This window comes from Paenibacillus aceris (genome assembly GCF_017874035.1).
GTDB lineage: Bacteria > Bacillota > Bacilli > Paenibacillales > NBRC-103111 > Paenibacillus_E > Paenibacillus_E aceris.
Genome location: NZ_JAGGKV010000012.1, coordinates 209,418 through 234,315 on the forward strand (window position 1 = coordinate 209,418; position 24,898 = coordinate 234,315).

The 24,898-nt window shown below is 49.2% G+C and carries 17 protein-coding genes and 4 tRNA genes; 18 read left to right on the forward strand and 3 right to left on the reverse strand.

The annotated features are described in order from the left end of the window. Nucleotides 1-78 precede the first annotated feature (78 nt). Entirely contained in the window at nt 79-243 is a 165-nt protein-coding gene (cmpA, locus tag J2Z65_RS21625; RefSeq protein ID WP_090818813.1) for a cortex morphogenetic protein CmpA, read from the reverse strand. Between the two features lie 74 nt (nt 244-317). Beyond that, a complete protein-coding gene (locus J2Z65_RS21630) occupies nt 318-671 on the reverse strand; it encodes a hydrolase/acyltransferase (RefSeq protein WP_167051939.1) in 354 nt (117 codons plus the stop codon). Between the two features lie 152 nt (nt 672-823). Between J2Z65_RS21630 and J2Z65_RS21635 the strand changes: the two genes are divergently transcribed. From J2Z65_RS21635 to J2Z65_RS21645, 3 genes are all read left to right on the forward strand, one after another. After that, nucleotides 824-1,297, forward strand: a complete 474-nt coding sequence (locus J2Z65_RS21635; RefSeq protein WP_167051941.1) for a SprT family protein — start codon at nt 824-826, stop codon at nt 1,295-1,297. A gap of 18 nt (nt 1,298-1,315) precedes the next feature. Then, a tRNA-Asn gene (locus J2Z65_RS21640) sits at nt 1,316-1,391 on the forward strand. Nucleotides 1,392-1,398: 7 nt separating this feature from the next. Continuing rightward, nucleotides 1,399-1,487 (forward strand) — tRNA-Ser (locus J2Z65_RS21645). Between the two features lie 385 nt (nt 1,488-1,872). Here the strand turns inward: J2Z65_RS21645 and corA are convergent. Continuing rightward, the gene (corA, locus tag J2Z65_RS21650; RefSeq protein WP_167052137.1) at nt 1,873-2,802 is read right to left on the reverse strand and encodes a magnesium/cobalt transporter CorA; all 930 of its coding nucleotides are present in this window, start codon (nt 2,800-2,802) and stop codon (nt 1,873-1,875) included. A gap of 155 nt (nt 2,803-2,957) precedes the next feature. Here corA and J2Z65_RS21655 point away from each other — a divergent pair. The 15 genes from J2Z65_RS21655 (at nt 2,958) to J2Z65_RS21725 (ending at nt 24,706) form a co-directional block, all read left to right on the forward strand. Next, nucleotides 2,958-3,029: transfer RNA gene (locus J2Z65_RS21655), tRNA-Glu, on the forward strand. Nucleotides 3,030-3,047: 18 nt separating this feature from the next. Continuing rightward, nucleotides 3,048-3,129, forward strand: a tRNA-Leu gene (locus tag J2Z65_RS21660). A gap of 310 nt (nt 3,130-3,439) precedes the next feature. Further along, nucleotides 3,440-4,747: a plastocyanin/azurin family copper-binding protein gene (locus tag J2Z65_RS21665; RefSeq protein ID WP_167051943.1), complete on the forward strand. Its 1,308-nt coding sequence runs from the start codon at nt 3,440-3,442 to the stop codon at nt 4,745-4,747. A gap of 87 nt (nt 4,748-4,834) precedes the next feature. Next, entirely contained in the window at nt 4,835-6,586 is a 1,752-nt protein-coding gene (locus J2Z65_RS21670) for a stalk domain-containing protein (RefSeq protein WP_167051945.1), read from the forward strand. Between the two features lie 329 nt (nt 6,587-6,915). Then, nucleotides 6,916-9,975, forward strand: a complete 3,060-nt coding sequence (gene lacZ, locus J2Z65_RS21675) for a beta-galactosidase, LacZ type (protein ID WP_167051947.1) — start codon at nt 6,916-6,918, stop codon at nt 9,973-9,975. Between the two features lie 15 nt (nt 9,976-9,990). Then, a complete protein-coding gene (locus J2Z65_RS21680) occupies nt 9,991-12,597 on the forward strand; it encodes a glycoside hydrolase family 78 protein (RefSeq protein ID WP_167051949.1) in 2,607 nt (868 codons plus the stop codon). 112 nt (nt 12,598-12,709) lie between these two features. Then, nucleotides 12,710-14,515 (forward strand): cache domain-containing sensor histidine kinase, encoded by a 1,806-nt coding sequence (locus tag J2Z65_RS21685; RefSeq protein WP_167051950.1) that lies wholly within the window; start codon nt 12,710-12,712, stop codon nt 14,513-14,515. Between the two features lie 111 nt (nt 14,516-14,626). Continuing rightward, nucleotides 14,627-15,988: an ABC transporter substrate-binding protein gene (locus tag J2Z65_RS21690; protein ID WP_167051952.1), complete on the forward strand. Its 1,362-nt coding sequence runs from the start codon at nt 14,627-14,629 to the stop codon at nt 15,986-15,988. A gap of 77 nt (nt 15,989-16,065) precedes the next feature. Continuing rightward, a complete protein-coding gene (locus J2Z65_RS21695; protein ID WP_167051954.1) occupies nt 16,066-16,935 on the forward strand; it encodes a carbohydrate ABC transporter permease in 870 nt (289 codons plus the stop codon). Continuing rightward, nucleotides 16,935-17,753, forward strand: coding sequence for a carbohydrate ABC transporter permease (locus tag J2Z65_RS21700; protein ID WP_167051956.1), 819 nt, complete (start codon nt 16,935-16,937; stop codon nt 17,751-17,753). The genes J2Z65_RS21695 and J2Z65_RS21700 overlap by 1 nt, the downstream gene beginning before the upstream one ends. A 39-nt stretch (nt 17,754-17,792) precedes the next feature. Next, nucleotides 17,793-19,361 (forward strand): response regulator transcription factor, encoded by a 1,569-nt coding sequence (locus tag J2Z65_RS21705; protein ID WP_167051958.1) that lies wholly within the window; start codon nt 17,793-17,795, stop codon nt 19,359-19,361. A 14-nt stretch (nt 19,362-19,375) separates the two neighbouring features. Beyond that, nucleotides 19,376-21,100 carry a glycoside hydrolase family 88 protein gene (locus tag J2Z65_RS21710; protein ID WP_167051960.1) on the forward strand — a complete coding sequence of 575 codons (1,725 nt, stop codon included), beginning with the start codon at nt 19,376-19,378 and terminating at the stop codon, nt 21,098-21,100. A 15-nt stretch (nt 21,101-21,115) separates the two neighbouring features. Beyond that, nucleotides 21,116-21,976 carry an aspartate/glutamate racemase family protein gene (locus tag J2Z65_RS21715; RefSeq protein ID WP_338111536.1) on the forward strand — a complete coding sequence of 287 codons (861 nt, stop codon included), beginning with the start codon at nt 21,116-21,118 and terminating at the stop codon, nt 21,974-21,976. A 33-nt stretch (nt 21,977-22,009) separates the two neighbouring features. After that, entirely contained in the window at nt 22,010-23,269 is a 1,260-nt protein-coding gene (locus J2Z65_RS21720; protein WP_167051962.1) for a ribulose-bisphosphate carboxylase large subunit family protein, read from the forward strand. 6 nt (nt 23,270-23,275) lie between these two features. Further along, nucleotides 23,276-24,706 carry a four-carbon acid sugar kinase family protein gene (locus J2Z65_RS21725; protein WP_167051964.1) on the forward strand — a complete coding sequence of 477 codons (1,431 nt, stop codon included), beginning with the start codon at nt 23,276-23,278 and terminating at the stop codon, nt 24,704-24,706. The last annotated feature ends 192 nt before the right edge of the window (nt 24,707-24,898 follow it).

Below are 24,898 nucleotides of genomic sequence, written 5' to 3' on the forward strand. Positions count from 1 at the left end.
CATTCTCTGTTTTGAGAAAAGAGCCAACGCGTAGGCAAAAAAGCCAGCACCTGTCTCGAACAAGTACTAGCCCTTTTATCAAAATTTACGCTTGCCCGGTCCGTCCGTCGATTGGGTGTCAGGCCACTCCTCTTGTGAGCGGCGGGTGCGGTAAAAGTACCAGCTATCATTCAGCAATCGGATTTGTCTGCGGTTTTTGTTCTGGAAGGCCCGCATTAATTGATTACAGAGCCATTGCGGCATATGCCCATCCCCTTCTTCGCCATGTACTTATAGCATATGAAGATGAGGTGAGTTGGGTGCAGGTCCTTTCGGTATTAACCTTCAAATTCCTCTTCGTACCACTGCTCCAGCTGCGCTTGAAGCGCGCGGATTTCGGTAAGCAGCGAGATGAGCGGATAGGATTTCTCCTGAATGCCGGCGAAAGATTTTTCCAAACGATTGATATACTCTAATCCTTGAATAAGTGTATATGTCGTTCCGATTAGTTCCAAATCGTCACATTCTGCAATAACTCGAGGAAGCTGAGGGACATCGCTAGCAGTCAATTTATCTAATTCTTTGTGTAATCTTTGGTTCAGGGCAGTCAGTTGATAGGAATAGGAAGATGGCATGGCAACGAATTCTAATTGCTGGTCGAGCTTAAGAATGGCATATCGCATTTGTGGCATATGATTATTCATATCCTTTCTGTGGAAAGCTTTCGTTCTTTCTTTTCTACTTGACAGTATAGCCGTACATACGGTACAAATTCAAGTGAGAACTTGTCTAGGCCATGCTTACGATGCAAGTTTTCTAAAGAAAACTCTAAGGAGCGTAGGGGATGGAGGATCGGGAACTGCAGCAGTGGATCGAGCAGATTTCTTTGGCGTCATTTGGAAGGCCGTTTGTTCATCAGGCGCGTTTTAACCGAAGATTGAGGTCGACGGGCGGGCGCTATTTTACAAAATCTCATGATATCGAAATCTCTTGGATGCAGTGGGAAACATTTGGCCGCGATGAGATTGAGAAAATCATTAAGCATGAACTTTGCCACTATCATTTGCATATATTAAAACGAGGCTATCAGCATCGCGACAATGATTTCAAAACGCTGCTGGCACAGGTCGGAGGTTCCCGATTCTGTCAATCGCTGCCTCAGGCACGTCAGAAAAGGACATATAAATACCGCTTGGAATGCGTCAATTGCAAAACAGAGTACTACCGCAAGCGCAAAGTGGATGTCCGTAAGTATGCCTGTGGAAAATGCAAGGGAAAATTGAAATCGTATACACTTGACTTACAAGCGCCTTCATAATAAAATTAAACTATTCATTCCCTGATAGCTCAGTTGGTAGAGCACTCGACTGTTAATCGAGTTGTCACAGGTTCGAGTCCTGTTCGGGGAGCCATATGTTTGGAGAGATACCCAAGTGGCTATAAGGGGACCCTCTGCTAAGGGGTTAGACTGCGTAAGCGGTGCGAGGGTTCGAATCCCTCTCTCTCCGTACTGATTTTGAAAATAAGCTCAAATGGCGTTTGCGCCGTTTGGGCTTATTTTTTTGACAGAATATGTTCTGGTTTTGGGGACGGTGGCCAGTCTCAATCTCTCGGGCAGGTGTAGGGGGAACCGGAGGGCGCTATTTTTCCAAAAACAGCGTTTTGAGTGAGGGAAAGGAAACTACTGTCCGCTATTTTGTAATTGTGGCATATATTTGGAGGATTGAGGTGAATTAGGATCCTGTAGTTCCCCTCTGCCCCAAGAAATTGTGCTTTTCATGTAAATAAGGGAATGAAGCTCGCCTTAAACGGTTCGGATCTCCAATGATAAATAGTATCCCAAAAAAGGCGCCCATGTGATCGTTGATTATCACTGCGGGTGCCTTTTCATAGTTAGAACCAGTGCTTGCGCTTAAAAAAGTACCACATCAAGCCCCCGATGCCGATCATCAGAATCCAGACGTATAGGTAGCCATAGTCCCATCTTAGTTCGGGAATGTTTTTGAAATTCATGCCGTATAGGCCGACAATAAAGGTAAGGGGGAGAAAAATTGTGCTGAAAATCGTTAATGTTTTCATAATTTCGTTCATCCGGTCGGACTTCATGCTCATTTGGAGCTCAAGCAGCCCTGTCAGCGATTCTCGAAAAATGTCTAATGAATCTACGACACGTGTGATATGATCCATGATATCAAGAAAGTATACATCATCTTCATCACGAGTGTAGGGGAAGGAATGGTGCGCGATAGCAGTTAGGGTTATTCTTTCATCGACAATGACGCGGCGAAGCTGATGCATCATCCTTTTCAGCTGGAAAATATCTTGAGCGATGCGAATCGCAGGATTATGATACACGGCCTGTTCCATTCTGTCCAGGCGATCGTCCAGATGCTCCACGATGACGGAGTAATCGTCGACACAGCGATCCAGAATGGCGTGGAGAATAGCGCCCGGGTGACTTATCCGTTCAGGGACCTCTTGGCATGAGAGATAGAGCTGATCGATGAAAGGAAGCTTATTTGTATAGACGGTGATAACGAAATTTGATCCGATGACAATCGCAATTTCCTGCGGCTCCAGCTGTTCGGAAACAGCGAAGAAGGTAAGGAAGATATGTTCTTTATACGTATCCAATTTCGGTCGTTGATTCAGCTTGACGGCATCTTCAATGAGGAGAGGGTGGCATTTGAATACGTCGCCTAGAACATGTTTGACTTCATCTGGTGACGGGTTCTCCAATCGCACCCAAACGACTTCGTTTGAGTCTGGAACGCGTACCTCTTCCTCATGGACTGTGGCATGTGTGGATTCATAAATGAGCATGGATGACAAACCAAACACCTCGGTTAGGTTGAATTGGTTTCAGCATACCATATTTGTCCCTCTGTGTTCCAGATTTTGCACTTGTCAATTAGGAACGGATCCATTATAATAACAATTGTCGTCAAAAGGGCTGCACAAGCTTAAAGACATTTCGCGGCCCGTTGGTCAAGTGGTTAAGACACCTCCCTTTCACGGAGGTAACAGGGGTTCGAGTCCCCTACGGGTCAGTTATTTTTTCCTCTTATGCGGTCGTGGTGGAACGGCAGACACACCATCTTGAGGGGGTGGCGCTCACAAGGCGTGAGGGTTCAAATCCCTCCGACCGCATCCCTAGTTTTACAAGCTTGGAACCCTTATTGTATAAGGGTTTTTTTGTTTTATAAATTTGTTTCATTTTTATGGAAAAAAGATTACATGTGAGGCGTGATCGTCTTTTTCATTTTTTAAATGTCATGAAAAAATTAATGGAGTCATTGTAAGTTTTACCATACAATGCTATTGAAGAAGAAAGCCCTTTCGGATACAATCTGTATCTGAAAGGGCTTTCTTCGCAACAATTACAACTATCTTAATCGCAGGTGTGGTGTTATCCAATTATGGATTACATACAAAATTATTAAGTGAGGAGAATTGTTGAATGCGCAAAAAAGTGTTGGCTTTATTGCTATCTTCCACTGTAATGCTTACTTCGTACGGAACTGCATTTGCGGCGGACAGTGCCGCTCCACAATCGTGGAACGTCTCAGTAGGAAAGGAACAAGATCAAACATCTCTGGACTCCATGTTTCCAAAGGTCATCTATATTCATGAAGGGGATACTGTTAAATTTACGGATGGAGCGAAGCTAACACCTCACACGGTAACTTTTCTTGCTGGAGCAGCGCCGCTTAACCCGCAAGATCCGAAAAGCCTTGCGCCTTCTGTACCAAGCGGTAGCAAATGGGATGGCAAAGGCATGATCAACTCAGGTCTGCTTGATCCAGGTGATGATTACTCGATTACGTTTACGGCAGCGGGGGCATACCCGTACGCATGTATTTTGCATCCGCTTATGACCGGGACGGTTGTCGTTCTTCCGGCAGGTGCTTCCATTCCGAATCTCATTGAGCAAACGGCAGGAGTCAAGTCTGATGTGGATGACCTTTTGGCGCAAGTAGAGGCCCTTAAACATGTTAATATGGATGGACATTACATGAGGCATGCAGATGGCAGCACGATGTATATGATTGATGCGGGCATGGGTCATCGCGGCTTCTCGATGAATACGATGATGCCGGAAACGCTGTACATCAATGAGGGCGATTCTGTAGAATGGACGAACAACAATTTATATGAGCCCCATTTCGTCACATTTAACAAACCGTCAGATTTGAATTTCTTTGGTCCCAATGGCGAGTTCAATCCCCAATTTATGGCGCCTGCTGGGGGAGCCAGTTTCGATGGCAGCGGATTTACAAATTCCGGTATGCTGATGGCGCAAAAAGCTTATTCGTTGACTTTTACCAAAGCGGGCAGCTATACCTATGAGTGTTACTTGCATTCAGGCAGTAAAATGACAGGAACGATCGTTGTTGCTCCCAAAGATGCCGTTAAGGTCATGGTAAACGGCAAGCCATTCACCACCGCTTCGGCGCAGCTGTATAATAATCACGTTTATGCTGCCATTGTTCCCATTGCAGAGGCTTTGGGCGGGACTGCGGAGTGGAACAATGATCTGCAGGCTGTCGTTGTCAACATAGGGGGTAAACACGATCTGCCAACTGGGTTGGTATCTGCATCTGGCGTTAAGGTCGTAATCAATGGCAAACAGTTCTTATCCGATCTTGCCCCGCAAGTGATTGATGGCCATAGCTATGCTGCACTTCAGGATATTGTTAGCTTGCTCGGCGGTAGCTATAGCTGGAACGAAGCTTTGCAATTATTTACAGTTACTATGAATGAATAATTGAATAATTGAATATCCCTAAAGGCAGGAGAGGAGCAGGACTGCTTCTCTCTTGCTTTTTTAAAGCGATTGGGGGGCTTAACTGCGATGATTCCGATCAGTTTGAAAAGGCCGCTACTGCGGACGTCTGTTTCCTTCGTTTTAACAGCGATCATTGTTTTTATAGTCTTACTATGTATCCAACCCTATTCAGCTAAAGCAGATGGAACCGGGGAAATCAAGAAGTTCCATTTGTATGCGACGGACGGGTATCTAACCTTACCCGATAAAACGCAGGTGTATGTCTGGGGTTACAGCCTGCAGAATGAACAAGGAACAGCTGTATTTCCCGCACCACCCCTGGTCGTGAACGAAGGTGATCAAGTCGAGGTCACTTTAACTAATATTGGGCCGAAAAAAGCAGGAATTAAGCGTTTAGCACATACGATCCACTTCCATGGGCTAGACACGGATCAAGCGAATGACGGAGTACCGCATACTTCCCAGAGTATTTTGGTAGGCGAGAGTTTTACTTATCATTTTACGGCCGAGCATGCAGGAACCTATTTTTATCATTGTCATGTGGATACGGTTGAGCATTTGCAAATGGGCATGCATGGCGCATTCATCGTGAAGGCAAAGGATGGGAGAAACCAAGCGTGGACCGGAGGCCCTGCCTATGACAGGGAATATACGTTTGTGCTGAATGAGATTGATCCGGTTTGGCACAAAGCGGTTGAAACAGGCACTCCGTACGATCGCACCGATTTCCATCCGCGTTATTGGACGATTAACGGAAAGGCTTACCCGGATACGGAAGGTGATCCGACCACTATGATTGAAGGCAAGGTCGGAGAGACGGTCCTCGTTCGAGTGATTAATTCGGGTTATCAGGCGCATGCTATGCATTTGCATGGACATCACTTTCAAGTAATCGCTTCGGATGGACGACCGCTGCCGGCTTTTTTGGATAAGGATACGATTAATGTTGGTTCTGCGGAACGATATGATTTGTTGATCACTTTCACACAAGACGGCGATTTCCCTTTTCATAGTCACAATATCGTTGATAACACGAATGATGGTGTTTACCCTGGGGGATTGCATACGATGGTCAGCATTGCTTCTGCTGCCAGTAAATCCATTGTCCTGCATGCCGGAGATGAGAATGTTCAGGCGGATGGTCAAACGACACGGTTGGATGTCCCGCCGCAATTGATCGGCGATACGACGTATGTCCCGCTAAGGTTCATTGGGAACCAATTGGGGGCGGATATCCGCTGGATGGATGAGGAGAAATCGGTTGTCTATACGACAAGCCATACACAGATTCAGCTTTGGATCGATCGAAACAAAGTCGTTATAAACGGCAAAGAGCTAACCATGGATAAGCCGCCGATTAACCTTAACGGCACCAGTATGGTTCCGTTAAGATTTGTTTCGGAAAACCTCGGGGCTAAAGTCAGATATGATCAAGTAACAGGCAATATCACCCTCGTGTATGATCCGGATAAACATGATATGGATATGGGTACGGGTATGGATATGGGCACACATATGCACACTCCTGATGCACAACCGTCCGCCCCATCACCATCCCATGCACAATCAGGGGAGCCAATCATCACGATCGATCAAGCGGCCTTTTCCGTTAAGGAGCTAAAGGTAAAAGCAGGAACCAAAGTAACCTGGATCAACAAGGACACGCAGATTCATACTGTAACTGATCTTAACGTTCAATTTGATAGCCGGAACATCGCTCCGGGCGAGAAATGGAGTTATACGTTTACTCGGGCAGGCACCTATACGTACTATTGTTCCACGCATACAAGCATGCAAGCAGTAGTGATCGTAGAATAACAACGTCCGTTGGGGATTTGTGTGCAGCGTTCTTGATTTACAACAAACCGTAGACAGACAGGGCCGCCTTTGCTTTTAAGCAACATGCGGCTCTGTTCGTTATGGAAGGTAGAAAGCATGGCTTTACATGGAAATTCTCCTGTTAATTTTAAGTTTAAGAATGGAATGAGGCACTTAAAAGAAAATCTCCATCTATAGCGCGGTCCCGATCGCAATACCGACTTGTTTTAGCACAGTTTTAACAACAAAAATAGTCGGATTTTTGAATATTCACCGGCCCTGTTCGTAGACTATGCTAAATAGGATCGACGATGGAGGCGAAAAATAAGATGCCTATAGAACATGTTCCGGATTGGCAAAATCTAAGTGTTTTAGAGAGAAATACGGAGCAGCCGCATGCGGATTTGATACCTTTCGGAGATTGGGAGGGTGCTCTGGTTAATGAGAGGGAACGTTCGCCGTATGTTCAATCATTGAATGGCGAATGGGATTTCAAATATGTGGAGTCTCCAGCAGCAGTACCTGTTGATTTCCACGCGGTCAGCTTTGAATCGACCGATTGGAACACGATACCGGTTCCTTCCAACTGGCAATTGCATGGGTATGGAAGACCCCATTACAGCAGCTGCCCGTATCCTTTCCCAATCAATCCGCCCTATGTGCCCAATCAAAATCCGGTTGGCTGCTACAGAACCCGGTTTCAGGTCCGAGAGACATGGAAGAATCGACAGATTCATCTCGCTTTTGAAGGCGTGGATTCGGCGTTTGAGCTTTGGATTAATGGAGATTTCGTCGGCTACAGCCAAGGGAGTCATTTTCATTCCGAGTTTCTTGTAAGCCCTTACTTGCGCGAGGGACAGAATGTGATTGCCGTCCAAGTTTATCAGTGGTGCGACGGCAGCTATCTGGAAAGTCAGGATAAATGGCGCATGAGCGGCATATTTCGCGGCGTATATTTGCTGGCCTCGCCTCAAGTGTCAGTTAGGGACGCACGGGTGAGGACGCGTCTGGATGAGCGCTATACGAAAGGGAGCTTAGAAGTTCGTGTAGATTTTGCCGGAGTAGCGGATCGCTCGCTAGAGTCGGATTCAAATCAGTTAAGAATCACGTTGTTGGATGCGGATCATCGTATCGTCTGCGACCGCTTCCACCATGTGCGGCAGAATGAACCCTCGGTTGAGCTGGTTGAGGAAGTGTTGTCTCCTCTTTTATGGACGGCGGAATCGCCTAATTTATATACGCTTTTATTGACAATGTACGGCAATGAGCAGCAAATCTTAGAGGTCAAAAGAATAAATGTCGGTTTCAGAGACGTTAGGATCGAGGAGGGCCGGCTGCTCGTTAACGGCTGCCCGATTATTATAAAGGGCGTCAATCGGAATGAGTTCGATCCTGATCTTGGCTATGTGACAACGATGGAAACGATGCTGCGCGATATTACGTTGATGAAGCAGCACAATATAAATGCGGTTCGTTTATCGCACTATCCCAATGATACGCGCTGGTTGGAGCTGTGTGACCGCTTTGGTTTATATGTCATCGATGAAACGGATCTTGAAACGCACGGGTTTCATTTCTACGGGAATGAGGGGCATCTGGCTCAGCAGCCCGAGTGGCAAGAGGCGTTCGTCCAGAGGGCAAGACGAATGGTGGAAAGGGACAAAAACCATCCGTCCATTATCATCTGGTCACTCGGCAATGAGTCCGGCTACGGTGCGAATCACGATGCAATGGCGGTGTGGATCAGAGAGGCCGATCCGACTCGCCCGATTCATTATGAACGTGCGTATGACGCCCCGGTCGTTGATATTGTCAGCTCGATGTACCCTGCGGTGGAAACGATCATCCAAGAGGGGAGCAATGACGATAAACGCCCCTATTTAATGTGCGAATTCGGTCATGCCATGGGCAATTCCGTGGGGAATTTGCAGGAGTATTGGGAGGCGATCTATACGTATCCCCGCCTGCTTGGCGGCCTAATTTGGGAATGGGCGGACCAAGGCATTAGACAGCGTACGGAAACGGATGAAGCCTGGTACGCATATGGCGGCGATTTCGGTGAAGAGCCGCATAGCGGTCATTTCTGCCTGGATGGGCTGCTTTTCCCGGATCGGTCGATCAAAGCCTCCTTGCTGGAGTATAAAAAGGCTATTGAGCCGGTGAAGATCGAGGTCATAGACGCACTGCTTGGAAAGCTGCGAGTACGGAATAGATATGATGTTCTGTCCTTGTCCCATTTGCAGGGGGAGTGGCATTTGCTGCGAGACGGATCCGTTGTGGACGAAGGAGTGCTCGAGTTGCTGCATACCCCTGCAGGGGAGGTTGAGGATATTAGCATTCCCATGGACAGCCATAAGCTGAAGCTCGCGGGCGAATACTGGCTCCACCTGCGTTTTGTGCTCAGGGATACGTTCATTTGGGCTGAAAAGGGGCATGAAATCGCCTGGGTGGATATTCCGGTGGCAGTCGTCGCAGAGGAGCTTCATACAAGACATGCCGCTGAGGAGGCAAGCCCTCTGACGATTGAAGAAAACGGAAGACACATTATTATTACGGGCCATGATTTCTGTATGCAATTCGATAAAGATCATGGCGCCTTGACAACGTGGATGTACAAAGGGGTTTCCTTGCTGACGGCAGGCCCCAAACTCAATGTATGGCGGGCTCCGGTCGATAATGATGTGCATCTCGCCAAAGAATGGGTGAAAGCCGGCTACAACCGGCTTGTTAGCGATGTGCGCGAGGTTGTGGTTGAGCGTACGGAAGCGGGAGGCTGCCGAGTTACGATGTCATCCATCGTTGGGGTGCGCGGTGGGAAGATTGCTTTTGAATCGGGCCTGATCTACGCCATCGCTGCGGACGGTGAAGTGACTCTGCAAGTACAGCTAGACCCGAGAGAGGAGCTGCCGCCTCTGCCGAGGTTCGGGGTAGAGCTTGTCATGCCGGCAGACTTCCACCTGCTGACCTGGTTTGGCCGTGGCCCTCATGAGTGCTATGCCGACCGCAAAGAGAGCGGGAAGCTGGGCATTTACAGCGGAGAGGTACAGGATCAGTTCGTGCCGTACATTAAGCCGCAGGAAAATGGCAACAAATCGGATGTACGGTGGTCGTCCCTGACGAATCCGCAGGGAGTCGGGCTATTGTTCAAGGGGCAGCCGACATTTGATACGAGTGTCCATCATTATACGACGGACGATTTGACTACGGCGAAGCACGTCCACCAATTGACAAGGGTCGATCAAACGATCGTCAAATTGGATGCCCGCCAAAGCGGACTAGGCAATCATAGCTGCGGCTATGCCCCTACGCTTCAGGCTTACTTGTTGGAAGCAAAAACGATGCATTTTACGATCAGTTTGAAACCCGTTTCACATTCAACAACACCGTAAATGGAGGGTTATCTAATGACATTGCTAGTTGCAGCATGTAAAACGGAATATTTGACGAATCCGATTGGCCTTGATGTCCTGAAGCCCCGCCTTTTCTGGCAATTGCGCGCCGATAACAGAGGGGTAGAGCAGAGCGCCTATCACATTATGGTTGCTTCTTCCCGGGAGAAGCTTGAGGATGGCCAAGCGGATATGTGGGACAGCGGCAAAGTGGACTCGAACGCTTCAACGCATGTGCAGTATGAGGGTAAACCGCTTCAATCCCAAGGGGAATATTATTGGAAGGTACGCATCTGGGACGGTGCCGGCGAGGTATCAGCATGGAGTGAGACGGCGTTCTGGATGATGGGAATGCTATCGCGAGGCGAGTGGAAGGCGCAGTGGATCGGACGTAAATCCGAGCCGGAAGCGCTCTTGCAGCCTTCACCCTTTTTACGAAAATCGTTCGAGATTGGCAAAAAGGTACGGCGGGCTATTGCGTATGCGACAGCGTTAGGCGTTTATGATTTGCATTTGAATGGGGAGCGCATTGGCGATCGCTTTGCCCCTGGATGGACGGATTATAACACCCGCGTACAGGTTCAAGCTGTAGATATTACAGAGAAGCTGACGGCTGGCGATAACGCGTTTGGCGTTATTTTGGGGGACGGCTGGTATGCGGGAACGGTTGGATTTCTAGGTGATAAAGTTTACGGAGAAAGACCTTTTTTCCTCATGCAGGTAAGCTTGGACTATGAGGATGGAACGAAGGAAAGCATCATGACGGATCGTTCGTGGACAACGAGCAGGGGCCCGATTCAATATTCGGATATGATCAAAGGGGAAGCGTACGATGCGAGAGAGGAATTAACCGGATGGCACGAGCCCGGCTATGATGATTCGTCCTGGGAAGCGCCGGATGTGCGCTCCGGGTATAACGGACTTCTCGTGGCTGCGGTAGAGCCTCCGATCCGCATTACGCAAACGTTAAAGCCGATCAGCCTGAAGAAGACAGCGACGGGTACCTATATTTATGATATGGGCCAGAATATGGTCGGTTGGACGGCCGTAAAGGTTCAAGGCGAACGTGGCACGATGATCACATTAAGTCATGCGGAGATCCTGAACCCGGATGGCACATTATATGTGGATAACTTGCGGGAAGCCTGCCAGCAGGATCACTATATCCTAAAAGGAGAGGGACAGGAAAGCTACGAGCCTCACTTTACGTTCCACGGCTTTCGGTATGTCGAGTTGATCGGATACCCGGGAGAGCCTGATCTGGACACGATTACAGGCAAAGTTGTTCATTCTGATACGCCAGTTACCGGTAAGCTGGAAACATCTGATGCGATGGTGAACCAGCTCTATTCGAACATCACATGGGGGCAGCGCGGAAATTTCTTATCCGTACCGACGGACTGTCCGCAGCGGGATGAGCGGCTTGGCTGGACAGGGGATGCGCAAATTTTTGCCCGTACAGCCGCTTACAATATGGATGTATCCCGCTTTTTCAGCAAGTATGTGTGGGATATGGTTGATTGTCAGCAGCCATCGGGCGCTTTCACTGATGTTGCTCCGGATGCGGGGTGGATCCGCCATAAAAACTGGAATACGAGGCTGAACTGGTTCGCCCCGGACAACTCCGGTTGGGGAGATGCCGGTGTGATTATTCCATGGACGCTCTATTTGATGTACGGGGATAAACGCGTCCTCGAGACGCATTACGAGGCCATGGTCAAGTGGGTCCACTATTTGAAAAACACCACAGACGAGCTGGTGCGCCCGGGTTATGCCAATTACGCCGATTGGCTGTCGATTGGAGCTGACACGCCAAACGAAGTGCTCGCAACGGCATATTTCGCTTACAGCACGAAGCTGCTTGCGCAAGTCGCCGGTGTATTGGGCAAAACCGAGGATGCAAGCCAATACCAAGCTTTGTTTGATGATATCGCTGAGGCGTTCCGCAACGCTTTTGTCGCTGAAGACGGACGCATTCATGGCGATACGCAAACAGTTTACGTCTTAGCTCTGCAATTCGGGCTCTTAACGAAAGAACAGCGCAAACAAGCGCTTGAGCGTCTTGTGGCTGACATCCACGGGCGTGGCGACCGATTGTCGACGGGATTCCTGGGTGTAGGCTACTTATTGCCGGCTCTGACGGATAACGGCAGTTTGGATGTCGCTTACAAACTGCTGACACAAGAAGCGTTCCCTTCCTGGATGTATTCCATCAAACACGGAGCAACCACGATCTGGGAGCGCTGGGATGGATGGACGGAGGAGCAGGGCTTTCAGACACCTTCAATGAATTCCTTCAATCACTATTCTCTTGGCTCCGTCGGCGAATGGATGTTTCGTTATATGGCGGGCATTGAAGCAGATCCTGAGGCGCCAGGCTTTCAGCATGTGATCATAAGTCCGAAGCCGGGCGGGAACTTGAGCTGGGTGAAGGCAAGCTATGAATCGCTGTATGGCTGCATTAAGGTGGAGTGGAGTCGATCGGACGAAGGGGACTTCCGTCTTCAAGTGGAGGTACCTGCCAATACGACGGCAACCATCCATGTGCCGGGCCAAACTTCGTCTGTACACAAGGTTGGCTCAGGAAGTTATGTGTTTGAAAACGTTTCTATGCTAAACTAAAGGCAAGTCAAACAGACCGGAATCGGATAGAAGGTGAGCGGGTAGCGCTGCCTTTCATCCGGCTCCGGCTGTTTTCGCATAGAGAGAGAGGCGGGTCATCAGGATGCGTTGGATGGAAAGCTTAAGGAAGAAGCTAGAGGCCCTATTTCCGAGAATTCGTACGATGCTGCTATTAAGTTATTTTGTCATCATTCTTTTCTGCATTACATTGATTGGTACTGCTTCGTTCTATATCTCCTACAACTCCATGGCGGAGCGTGTGGAAACCGCCAGCTCCCAAATCGTCCGGCAGATCGAGTTTAACATGGATAATGATTTTCATAATAAAAGAAATCTGCTCCTCGCTCCGTACTACAATCAGGAATACATTGACAACATTAATGCTTATCCGGCGATGGACAGCCAAAATAAATTTCTGTTTCGTCAGAAGCTTGGCGATTTGTTTCTGAAGAGCTTTAACATTACACCGATTCCGGATTTCATCCGTTTTCAGATCTACTACAGCAACGGGGAGCTGCTCAATTCCTCGGACAATACCTCATCTGGCAGCGCGAATCAGGTGCTGAACGCCGAATGGTTCAAGCAAACCATCGCCAAAGACGGGATCGTGAATTTCTTCAGTTCCCCTCCGGTTAACGGACAGGAAGAGAGTAAAACAGCTTACTCGACCTCGATACTTATTCGTGACTTTTCAAACCCGATAGGGTTCATTGTGGTGCGTGCCGATTATACTGACGGTCTGTTTAAAGGGATCGGTCAACGTGCGGACCTAACGAAGAACAGTCGTTTTCTTATATTAAATGACATTAATAATCCGATATTCGACTCGGCGGACGGCCGTGAGGCGGACATCGATGTGCAAGCCCTATCCCAGATTAAAGGGGACAGCGGCAAGTTTTGGACGGGCAGCAGCGATCAGACGATGCTTGTTTCGTATACTCGCTCAACGTATTCCAATTGGAAAACCGTCCTCATCATGCCCAAAAAAGAAATATTCAGTTCGCTTGATCGAATCAAAACAACAGCAATCTGGACCGCTCTGGCCGCTTTTTTGGTGACGGCGATCCTCTCACTGCTTTTCGGAAGAAGTATTACGAATCCAATCCTCAATCTCTATAAAACTGTTAACCACATTAAACGAGGGGATTTCTCCGTCAGGGTGGATATAAAGCGAAAAGATGAGATTGGCCGAATCGCCATGAATTTCAACGCCATGCAGGATGAGCTGCAGAAGCAGATTGAAACGAAGTATGTGTATCAAATTAAGCTGCAGCAGATGGAACTGGCTATGCTTTACTCGCAAATTAATCCTCATTTCCTGTACAACACACTCGATAGCATTAAAGCCATGGCCGACTACCACGATGTGGAGGAAATTGGTCAAATGGCACAGTCTTTAGCCGATATGTTTCGCTATAACACGAAAAATACCGATGAAACCGTCACGCTGCAGGAGGAGCTCGTGCAAATCGATGCATATATCAACATCCAGAGCATTCGTTTTGAGGGGAAAATCGACTATCAATTAGAAATCGAAGATGACCTGTACAATTTTCCTATGTTAAAAATGACCCTTCAGCCTTTAGTAGAAAATGCGGTTTTCCACGGTATCGAACGCAAAAGAGGCAAAGGCATGATCCATCTGAAGGCTTGGAAGGAAGGGGACTCGGTGTATATTCAAGTCAGAGACGATGGTGTCGGCATTTCGGAGAAGAGGTTGGAGCAAATCCTTGCGTCACTCAGACAACCTCTCTATCAGGAGGAGTATAAGTTGTCTGCAGCAAGCGGGGGCATTGGCGTCCAGAACGTATACGCGAGATATACGATTCGTTATGGGGAACAGTTTCATTTCAGCATTGAAAGTAAAAAAGGGGTAGGCACTAGAGTAATCTTAAAACTGGCATCCCACCTAAACTAAAAAAGGATGTAGGAATATTCAACATTGAAAGTCGTTATCGTGCATGGGGTTGAAGTAAGCGGTTGCAATATAATCAAATAGGAAAGCAATATTGAAGGAGGGGTACAGAAAATGAGGAAAATGAAAACGGTAACACTGTCTGCATCCATTGCGGCAGTTATGGCATTAACGGCTTGCGGAAGCGCAGGCACAAATACAGGAAGCAGCATACCGGCAGCTGCGACACCTGCTGCATCAACAGCCGCAGCAACACCGGCTCCAGCGAAAAAGGACCCTGTTACGCTAACTTTTGCTATTGCCAATACGGTTGACGCTACACCTTTTAATAAAATATTCAAAGAGTTTGAAGCAAAAACGGGCAATAAAGTCGAATTGCAGGCGCTGCCAGGCGGAGACTTCGATAACATGATGAAAACGCGTTTCTCCACAGGCGATTTCCCGGATCTATTCCTCATGCAGCCCGGTCCTAAGCAGTATGTGAAGCTTAGAGCATCCGAAACGCTTCGCGAATGGTCGAGCGATCAGGCGGTATGGGATCGCATTATTCCGACGATGAAAGATTTTCAAGCGGATGCGAACAAGAAAATTTATGGTGTCCCTTTCGGTGCAACCGGCATGATGGGCATTTATTATAACAAGGACGTATTTGCCAAGGCGGGCGTACAGCCTCCGAAAAACTATGCGGACATGATCGAAGGTGCGAAGAAAATCAAAGCAGCAGGCGTTACACCTTTTTATGAGGGAGTAAAAGATGGCTGGCCGCCGCAAGTGTTCTACTTTACGGGTTGGGTATCGAATGTGGACCCGGCTATCGGGGATGCGGGTGTTCAAAATTTAGAGAAGAATGCGCTCAAGCTGGCTGATATTCCGGCGCTCAAAGACCTTTTCGCGAAACAAAAGGAATTGAAAGAGCTTGGACTGATACAGTCCAACCCGCTGGCAGGCACATTTGATGAATTGCAAAATTTGATGGGCGAAGGCAAAGTAGGCATGGCATTCATGCTAGACGGTATCATTCCGCAATTGGAGAAGAAATTCGGGAAAGAGTTCGTGACGAGTAAAATTGGCTTCTTCCCATTCCCTTCCGCTGCAGATGCAGGAACAGCTATGATCACGCCGCCGAACCAATTGATGATTCCGAACAAAGCAAAACATGCGGATGTGGCTGCCGAGTTGGTTAAATTCATGATCACGCCGGAGATGGTGGATCTGTATTATCAAACAAGCCCGGGCATCCCGATTTTCCAAGGCGCTAAGAGCAGCTTGTATCCTGTGCAGCAAACGGTGAAAGATTTGATTGATGCAAATAAAGCGAAAATCAACGTGCAAAATCGTCTGACACCAACCTTCGCTGATTTCCAGAAAACACTGCAAACGTTCTTCATCGATGGGGATGTCGACAAAGCGCTGAAGGAATTCTCTGCGAACTATGAGAAAGACGGAAAAGCCAAACTGCTGGATGGTTTCAAATAAGCTGATTTAGATCCAAGTCTGTCCGGTCGGAACCTGCTTCCGGCCGGAACATCTTAAGATGAAGGAGGGGAGACGAGATGGGAAAGATGAAATACCCGCTTTATTTTTCATTCCCGGCCCTCGCCGTTTTTCTATTGTTTTTCATTACCCCAACGATCATTGGGTTTTACTATAGCTTTACGGACTGGAACATTAACGCGGATCAGATTCGTTTTAATGGGTTGGATAACTATATCGAGCTTTTCAAAGAGCCTCGGTTGAAAACGGCTTTGATTAACACATTGATCTTTGCGGCAGTCGTGACCTTGATGCAAAATTTTCTGGGATTAGGATTGGCCTTAATCTTGAATGAAGCACTTAAACTGCGAAATCTGCTGCGCATGATCTTCTTTTTACCCTATGTGATTGCGCCGATTGTTATAGGCTATATTTTCCGGGCGATCTATCATCCCGAGCATGGAATTATCAACACCTTGTTGGAAAAAGCAGGGCTTCAATTCATGGTGCATGATTGGTTGAATGATCCTAAGTATGCCTTGTTCTCGATTATTGTGACCGACCTTTGGCGTGTAGCAGGGTTCTCAATGGTTGTGTATTTGGCCGGCTTGCAATTTATTCCGAAGGATCTGATTGAAAGCTCATCCATGGATGGGGCGCAATACTGGCAGCGCTTCCGTTCAATTATATTCCCGCTGTTAGCTCCGGCCTTAACCGTCAATGTACTCCTTTCGATGATTGGTTCCATGAAGGTATTCGAGATGGTAATGGTGCTGACAGAAGGAGGACCGGGTTATACCACAGAAGTATTTTACACGTATATTCGCGGTATGTTCAGTACAGGCCTATTCGGTTATGCGACCGCAGTTAACGTTGTTTTGTTCGTCCTTGTCACTATTGTCGGCGTTCCCGTGCTGATGGCGATGAAGAAGAGGGAGGTCGAGATGTGATGAGAAAAAAATGGAGATTATGGATTCTGGAGATTATCGCCATTTGCTTGGCATGCCTGATTCTGATTCCCTTTCTGATGATTTTGATCAACTCGTTTAAAGGAATTCGAGAATCGGCGCTATTCGGCTTATCCCTTCCTTCGGAATGGCAGTTTTCGAATTATAAGGAAGTATTTCAGCAGGCGAACATTTTGCGAGGCTTCAAAAATAGTATTCTGATTTCAGGTTTAGTTGTCATCTGTGTAAATTTATTTGCCTCTATGGCGGCTTTTATCATTCAGCGAAGAGACGACCGGTTTCTGCAAGGGGCTTACTACATGTTCATTATGGGTCTAATTGTTCCAGTGTCTATCGTGCCTACGATTAAGCTGCTTGGCGATCTTCATATTAAAGGTACGTATTTCAGTCTGATTATGTATTATACGGCGGTACTGCTGCCTTTTGCCGTGTTTTTGCTCGTGGGCTTCATGAAGTCGATCCCGAGGGAGTTGGATGAAGCGGCTTTGCTCGAAGGCTGCGGCTATTTCCGGTTATACTGGCAAATCATTTTACCGCTGCTGCTTACGGTACTTGTGACGGTATCCATTGTCGTCATGGTATCGGTTTGGAACGATTTCTTTGGACCGTTTTATCTCATGACAGACAGTACGAAGTGGACGATTGTGCTGCAAATTTTCAATTTCGTAACGATGTACAGCACGAATTGGGGCGTTGTGTTTGCCTTCATGGTGCTTGTCATCTCACCAATTCTGATTATTTACTTACTGCTGCAAAGATATATTATTGACGGGCTGACGGCAGGCTCTATGAAAGGCTGAATATATACGAAATCGAAAGCTTTTAGGAGGGACAGGAAAATGCGAAGAGTCATCATTGTTGACGATGAAAAATGGATACGCAGAGGATTGATTCAGTCCATTTCCTGGAACGAATGGGGCTTGGAGCTTACAGGCGAAGCGAGTGACGGGGGAGAAGGCTATGAAATGGCTTTGGATAAAAAGCCGGATCTGCTTTTCCTCGATATGCGCATGCCGGGCCTTGACGGCAAACAGCTACTTGGCATGCTAAGCCAAGAGCTGCCGGACTTGCTGACGATTGTGATCAGCGGGTATTCGGATTTCGAATATACGAAAGAGGCGATTCGCCATAAAGCGTTCGACTACCTGTTAAAGCCGGTCAAAAAGGAAGAGCTTGCTGCCGTAGTGGAAAAGGCGCTCCAGGAGCTGGACCGACGCGAGGCGGAGAAACGCAAAGCGTCCCGTGTCCAAGGAGAGGATTGGCTGCGGCAGCTTCTGCTGCATGCCGAGGAAGGGGAGGAAGCCTTCGTTCCGTCCAATTGGCAAGCCGGTGAGTATACCTTGCTGCTGGGACGCTCGGACACCTTCCATGAACAGTTTGATTTTGCTCGTCTGCTGCCGGCTATTCACGAACAATTAAACCGGATGAAGCCCTTCCTTTTCGGGGGACGCTGGGAATATGAGGTTACGATTCTGCAGGAAAGCAGCAAGGAAATCATAATTGCTCTCTGTGGGGCCCGGCTAGAGCTCAAAGATTTTAGTCGGCTGCATGCGAGCGTGCAAACAGCTTTGAAGCAGGCGGGGAGTGTGAGCTTCAGCTTTGGCATGAGCACTGGGAAGTTAGAAGCTGCCAAGCTGGGAGAGGCGTATAGCGAAGCGAGAAAGGCTTTATCGGGTAAACCGCTGGCAGCGGTGAACACCTTGCTTTTTGCAGAGAAGAATGCCGGACATTTGTCTGGAAACTACCCGCAGGACAAAGAGAACGCGTTCTTATGGGTGCTCCAATCCGGCAATAAGCAGGCGGTGGAACAAGAGTTTGAGCGATTGTTTGCGGCATTCGTAAGTGACTCTACGACGGTTGGGCATTTGCAATGGTGCGCGGATTTGCTCCTTCATGCGGTGGAAAAACAGCTGCAGGCGAAGGATGTCAGGTTAGAGGAAATATGCGGCAAAAGTACGCTCGCTTATTCAGAATTGATTCACCAGCGCAATGACGCGGATGCCATGAAAAAGATTTTCAAAGATGACCTGCTTCCTGCTGTGCTCTGTTTCTACAGTCATTCCGGGGAAAAACAGGGGGAAAAGGTCGTCGGCGAGCTGAAGAAGTGGATGGAGAGCAATTACGACCAGTCTCTTTCCTTGCATCAAATTGCAAGCAGCTATTATTTGAATCCTGATTATTTAAGTCGGATTTTCAAGAAGATGACGGGGAAGAACTTCGTCGACTATTTAACTGATATTCGGATGCATAAAGCCAAAGAGCTGATGAATAAATCGAAGTACAAAAATTATGAGGTCGCGCAAAAGGTTGGCTATGAGGATTACCGGTATTTCAGCCAGATTTTCAAAAGAAAAGTCGGCATGACTATCGGTGAATACCGCAAGGACATCGGTCAGGCGGACCAATAAGGAGAGAAGAAAGTATGACGAAACGTCTAATTCCCGATACGCTTATGCTCGAAGAACGTGCCGCACACGCCATCAATGCCATGATCGGCATGGCGGATCGCGACCATAACTATATCCCGTTTTTTGCTGCTGATTTGATGCACAAACCTGCTTTTATGACGCACGGCGATTGGGACTACGGTTCCTCTCACGGACGTATGATCGACGGATTAATTCTTGCCCGCCATATGTCGGGAGAAGAATTCGGCAAAGAAGTTGAGGAGCGCTACCGTGCGAATCTGCTGTCCTTTTTTAAAGAAGACGGGATGAGCTACAGACAGATCAATCCAACCCGCAATTGGGAGCCGAATGCGAACCTGATTGATCAGCGGGCGGTTATTTTATCTTTGACGACTTGGTACATGGAATCGAAGGACCCGAAGGTTAAAGAAGCGGCTGACCGCCATGTGGCGGCACTCAAGCGTATCGCGGTCAAAGAGCGCGATGTCTGGTACTACCCGGCTTCGGAGTACAAAGAAACGGGCTGGCCGTCGAGCAACGCGATTCAACTGCGCTTAGCGCCGGACCCGGCAGCGTTCTGCGGCCGTTTAGTCATGCCTCTGTTGAAATATCATGAGCTGACGGGCAATCAGGATGCCTTTGAGCTGTGCCAATTCTTTACCGCGTTAATTATGGAACGCAGCGGCGTGTTCAATCAAGACGGCAGCTTCAACGACTCGCTTGCTTATCGGAGCGGCCATTTCCATACGCGGATTGGTACGCTTGACGCTATTGCGAGGTTCGGGGTATTCACAGGCGATGCGGCGATGATTGCTTGGGTTAAGAAATGTTACGATTGGGCGCTGACCAAATGCACGAACTTCGGCTGGACGCCGGGAGATCTGCACGAGCAAGCTTATGAGCATGAAACATGCTCCTTGGTAGATTTAATTGCCACGGGCATTACCCTGGCTCAGAGCGGTTATGTGGAATATTGGGGAACCGTGGAACGGTTTTTGCGCAACCATCTGGCGGAATCGCAGCTGCTGGATCTGGACTGGGTGGAGGAAGCGGAAGATAAGTCAGCTGACATTCCTGCGAACAAAAGCTTCTATAAAGTAGCGGAGCGCACGCGGGGATCTTTTGCCGGATACTCGGCGCCTAACGATTTCGTTTGTGATGTGAACGAGGGGCGCGGCCATACGAACGACTTGCAGATTTGCTGCTTAGGCTCAGGCACACGCGGGCTCTTCATGGGCTGGAGTAACACGATTACGGAGAAAAAAGGCACGATCAGCGTCAATTTCCTTTTGAACCGCGGCTCCAAATGGCTTGATGTCAGCTCCTACCTGCCCCATGAAGGAAAGGTTGTACTCGATATTCACACGGATATTTCCCGTCTGCAGATTCGTATTCCGGAGTGGGCCGGTTTTACGAAAATCAAATATGTTCGTGAACGTGGCGGTGAAGTGATGGAGGGCAAAGGGAACGAAGCAAGCAGCTGGGTAAATAAGCACTTCCTCTTGCTTGGCTCCGCAGTCGCAGGTGAGAAAATTACGGTGACCTTCCCGCTAAGCTTCCGCAAAACGTTGGAGAATGCGGTAGGTCAAACCTTTGAAACGGAATGGCGCGGTGATGATGTCGTAAATATAACGCCGAAAGGCACGAAGAAGCCATTGTACAGCGGGCGTCAGGTTTTTGAAGAGGCGCCTATGCGAGATGGGGATTATCGCCGGTTGGATCGGGAGTTTGTTTGGTAAGTAGGGCGGGTGCAGGTGCAGGTGCAGGTGCAGGTGCAGGTGCAGGCGCAGGTGCAAGAGCAGGAGCAGGAGCAAGAGCAGGAGCAGGAGCAAGTGCAAGTGCAAGTGCAGGAGCAGGGGCAAGAGCAAGAGCAAGTGCAAGTGCAGGTCAAATCAGCTTCCCAGGTGGGAGCGCTAAGGAGGAATTTGAAGTCTATGCAGACTGTCGTTGCGATTTATACAGGCCAGGGACTGGCTGATCCGTTGAAAAAGGTATTCCAAGAGCTGCTGCCGGATATTCGACTCGTGAATATTATCGATGACAGCCTCATCGGCGATGTCGTGCGTGCCGGGCACATTCCGGAAGTTGTGACTCGTCATTTGGTTCAGTATTATCGGCATGCGGAAGAGATTGGCGCTGATGTGATTCTCAACACGTGCTCCTCCGTTGGTGATGTTGCGGATGAAGCGGGGGGGACATTCGGGACACCGATCGTCCGAATCGATGAATGGATGGCTGCCAAAGCGGTCGCCAGCTATGCTCGGATTGGCGTTTTGGCAACACTGCCTTCAACCCTGGAACCAACGTTGAGATTAATTGGCCGTAAGGCGGACGAAGCCGGAAGACAGGTACAGCTGGTGAACGGACTTGCTGAAGGCGCCTTTGATGCTTTGATCAGCGGCAAGCCGGAAGAACATGACCGCCTATTATTAGAAACCGCGATGCGGGTAGCAAAAGAGGCGGATGTGCTGGTTTTGGCGCAAGGCTCTATGGTGCGTATGGAGAAAGCGCTGGAGGAGGCGACGGGCAAGCCTGTCCTTTCCTCCCCCAGATCCGGCGTAGAGCACGTGAAGGCTATTCTTGAAGCAGCTAAGGAAGACAAGTCAGGTTCCTAATGCGGCTTGGATTAGAGAAGGGGGAGAAGCAGGATGAAGCAAGATCGCGTAACAGTAGTCTATTTGGTGGAGACGGCGTATTCGTTGGAGCGGGCTGCCGCTTCCATTGCCGGTGAGCAGTCCACGGGGACGTTCACGGCTGTCCCGGGAGAGACGGATATCGTGAAGCAGCGGCATGGCGCAAGAGTAGAGAGCATTGAAGCATTGGAGGAAACGGATATGCCTTCCCTGCCGGGAGCGAAGACGCCGCCGGGTCATGACGGCAAATATCGCCGTGGGCGCGTGTCGGTATCGTTTCCTCTTCATAATTTCGGGCCCTCTATACCGAACTTAATGTCTGCTGTGGCGGGCAATTTGTATGAGCTTCAGGAATTGTCTGGACTGAGACTCCTGGATTTGGAGCTGCCGGATGCATTTACAGTAAGATACCCTGGACCGAAATTCGGGATAGAAGGAACAAGGAAGCTGACGGGTGTGTATGACAGGCCGATACTTGGGACCATTGTGAAGCCAAGCGTGGGCTTATCAATGGGGGAATTGTCGGCTTTGGTGGAGAAGCTGGCGAGAGCAGGCATGGATTTTATCAAAGACGATGAACTGAATGCAGATCCGCCCTATGCGCCTTTAGCGGACAAAGTCGAGGCCGTCATGGCGGCCATCGAACGGGCTGCTGATGCCACTGGCAAGAAGCTGATGTACGCTTTTAATATTACGGGCGATTACGATGAGCTGCGCAGAAACCATGACTTGGTGGTAAAAGCAGGAGGTACCTGCGTGATGGTCAGTATCCTCAGCGTCGGATTATCGGGGCTCGCGTACTTGAACCAATTCAGCGAAGTTCCCATTCATGGACATCGCAATCAATGGGGGATGCTGACCCGTTCGCCACTGCTGGGCATTGAATTTACGGCCTATCAGAAACTTTGCCGATTAGCTGGGGCTGATCATCTGCATGTTAACGGCTTAAATAGTAAGTTTTATGAAAGCAACGAGTCTGTGGTTCGATCCATTGCAGCTTGCTCAGCGCCTCTGTTTGGCGGCTACAAAGCGATGCCTGTCGTCTCCTCAGCACAGTGGGCCGGAACGGCGCCTGCTACCTATGCGGCAACTGGAACTGTTGACGTGATGCACTTGGCCGGGGGAGGCATGCTTGCTCATCCGGATGGTCCGGCGGCGGGCTTTGAGAGTATGAAGCTTGGTTGGGAGGCCGCGGTTCAGGGGATACCTCTCGACATTTATGCAGCCGAGCATCCTTCCTTGCAAAAGGCGATTGAAAAGTACGGGAAGGGGTGAGGGCTGATGGACGAAATCCCCAGAGAGCTTGGGCAGGAGTCTGCTGCTGGGCGGGCCGCTAGGAGGCCACTCTGCTACTACGGCGATGACTTTACCGGCTCTACGGATGTGCTGGAATCGCTGTTTCAGGCGGGGCTCAAAACCGTCCTGTTTCTGGAGCCCCCTACGCCGGGGCTGCTGCAGGAACGATTTCAAGACATCGACTGTTTCGGCGTTGCCGGGGTGGGACGGTCCTTAACTCCGGAGGAGATGGAGCGGGAGCTGCGACCGCTATTCAAGATGCTAAAGGCGGCTGGAGCCGCAGTCGTGCATTATAAAATATGCTCGACCTTTGACTCCTCCCCCGGCACAGGCAGCATCGGCAAGGCGGCGGAAATCGGTCGCGAGGTGTTCGGCGGCCGGTATATTCCGCTGCTCGTCGGAGTTCCCTATCTGGGCCGCTATACGCTGTTCGGCAACCATTTTGCAGCTGGCGGCAGAGGAGGAAGCGTGCATCGGCTGGACCGTCATCCGACCATGTCCAAACATCCGGTTACGCCGATGGCGGAAGCCGATCTTCGCAAGCATTTAGCGCAGCAGACAGCGCTGAAAACAGCTTTGCTGGATATTATGGCGCTGGACGGCACGCATGCTGAGGTGCGGGAGCGCTTGGAAAAGGTTATTGAGCGGGAACAGCCCGATCTGCTTCTTTTTGATGTCTTGGATGAACGGCGATTGGAAGCGGCAGGGAGAATGATCTGGGAAGAAGCAGCGGAGCAGGACGGGCTATTTGTCATTGGGTCTTCGGGTGTTGAGTATGCGCTTGGGGCTGTTTGGCGGAAAGAAGCTGGGAATTCGGAAGCAGCGGCTGCTAGCCATAAACAACTTATACGGAACGAGGCGGGTCCACTGTTGGTCATTTCAGGCAGCTGCTCGCCGGTAACCGAGGGTCAGATCGCGCAAGCGCTGAAGGCTGGTTTTGTGGGCATCCGCGTTCCAATGGAAGAGCTGTTTAGCCCTGAAACGCAGGAAGTGGCAAGAACCTCTTTGCAGCAAGAGGCACAGCGATGGCTGGCAAACGGTAAAAGCGTTATAGTCTACTCAGCAACGGGGCCGAATGATGAAAGCATTGAGCACATGCGGAAGGTACTGTACGCTCAGGGGATTAGGTCTGAGGACAGCAGCCGTTTGCTTGGCATCGCTCTAGGCCTTCTGACGAAAGAGCTAGTCAGGCAGCTCGGAATTTCCCGGGTTTTGATAGCGGGTGGTGACACCTCGGGGTATGTGACTAGGGAGCTTGGCATCTATGCTTTAGAATGCATCTCCGTCCTTGATCCAGGGGGGCCGCTATGCCGGGCTTTTTCGAATGAGCCGCAGTTTGACGGTCTGGAGCTTGTGCTCAAGGGCGGACAGGTTGGCGGTGTGGACTTTTTTGAACGGGTTGCTGGGTATAGATGAGCGGGAGTGACTGCATATGTGCGTAACAGATCCCACCACACCTCTTCACAATGCGTACCAAGGAGCTCTGCTCACGGTCAAAGCCCATCTGTAACGTTGGCGTGAGAGCTCCGCTCACGGTCAAAGCCCATCTGTAACGTTGTTTTTCGACGCTAATGTGTGGTGGATCGGCAGCCAGATGAAGTTAACGAT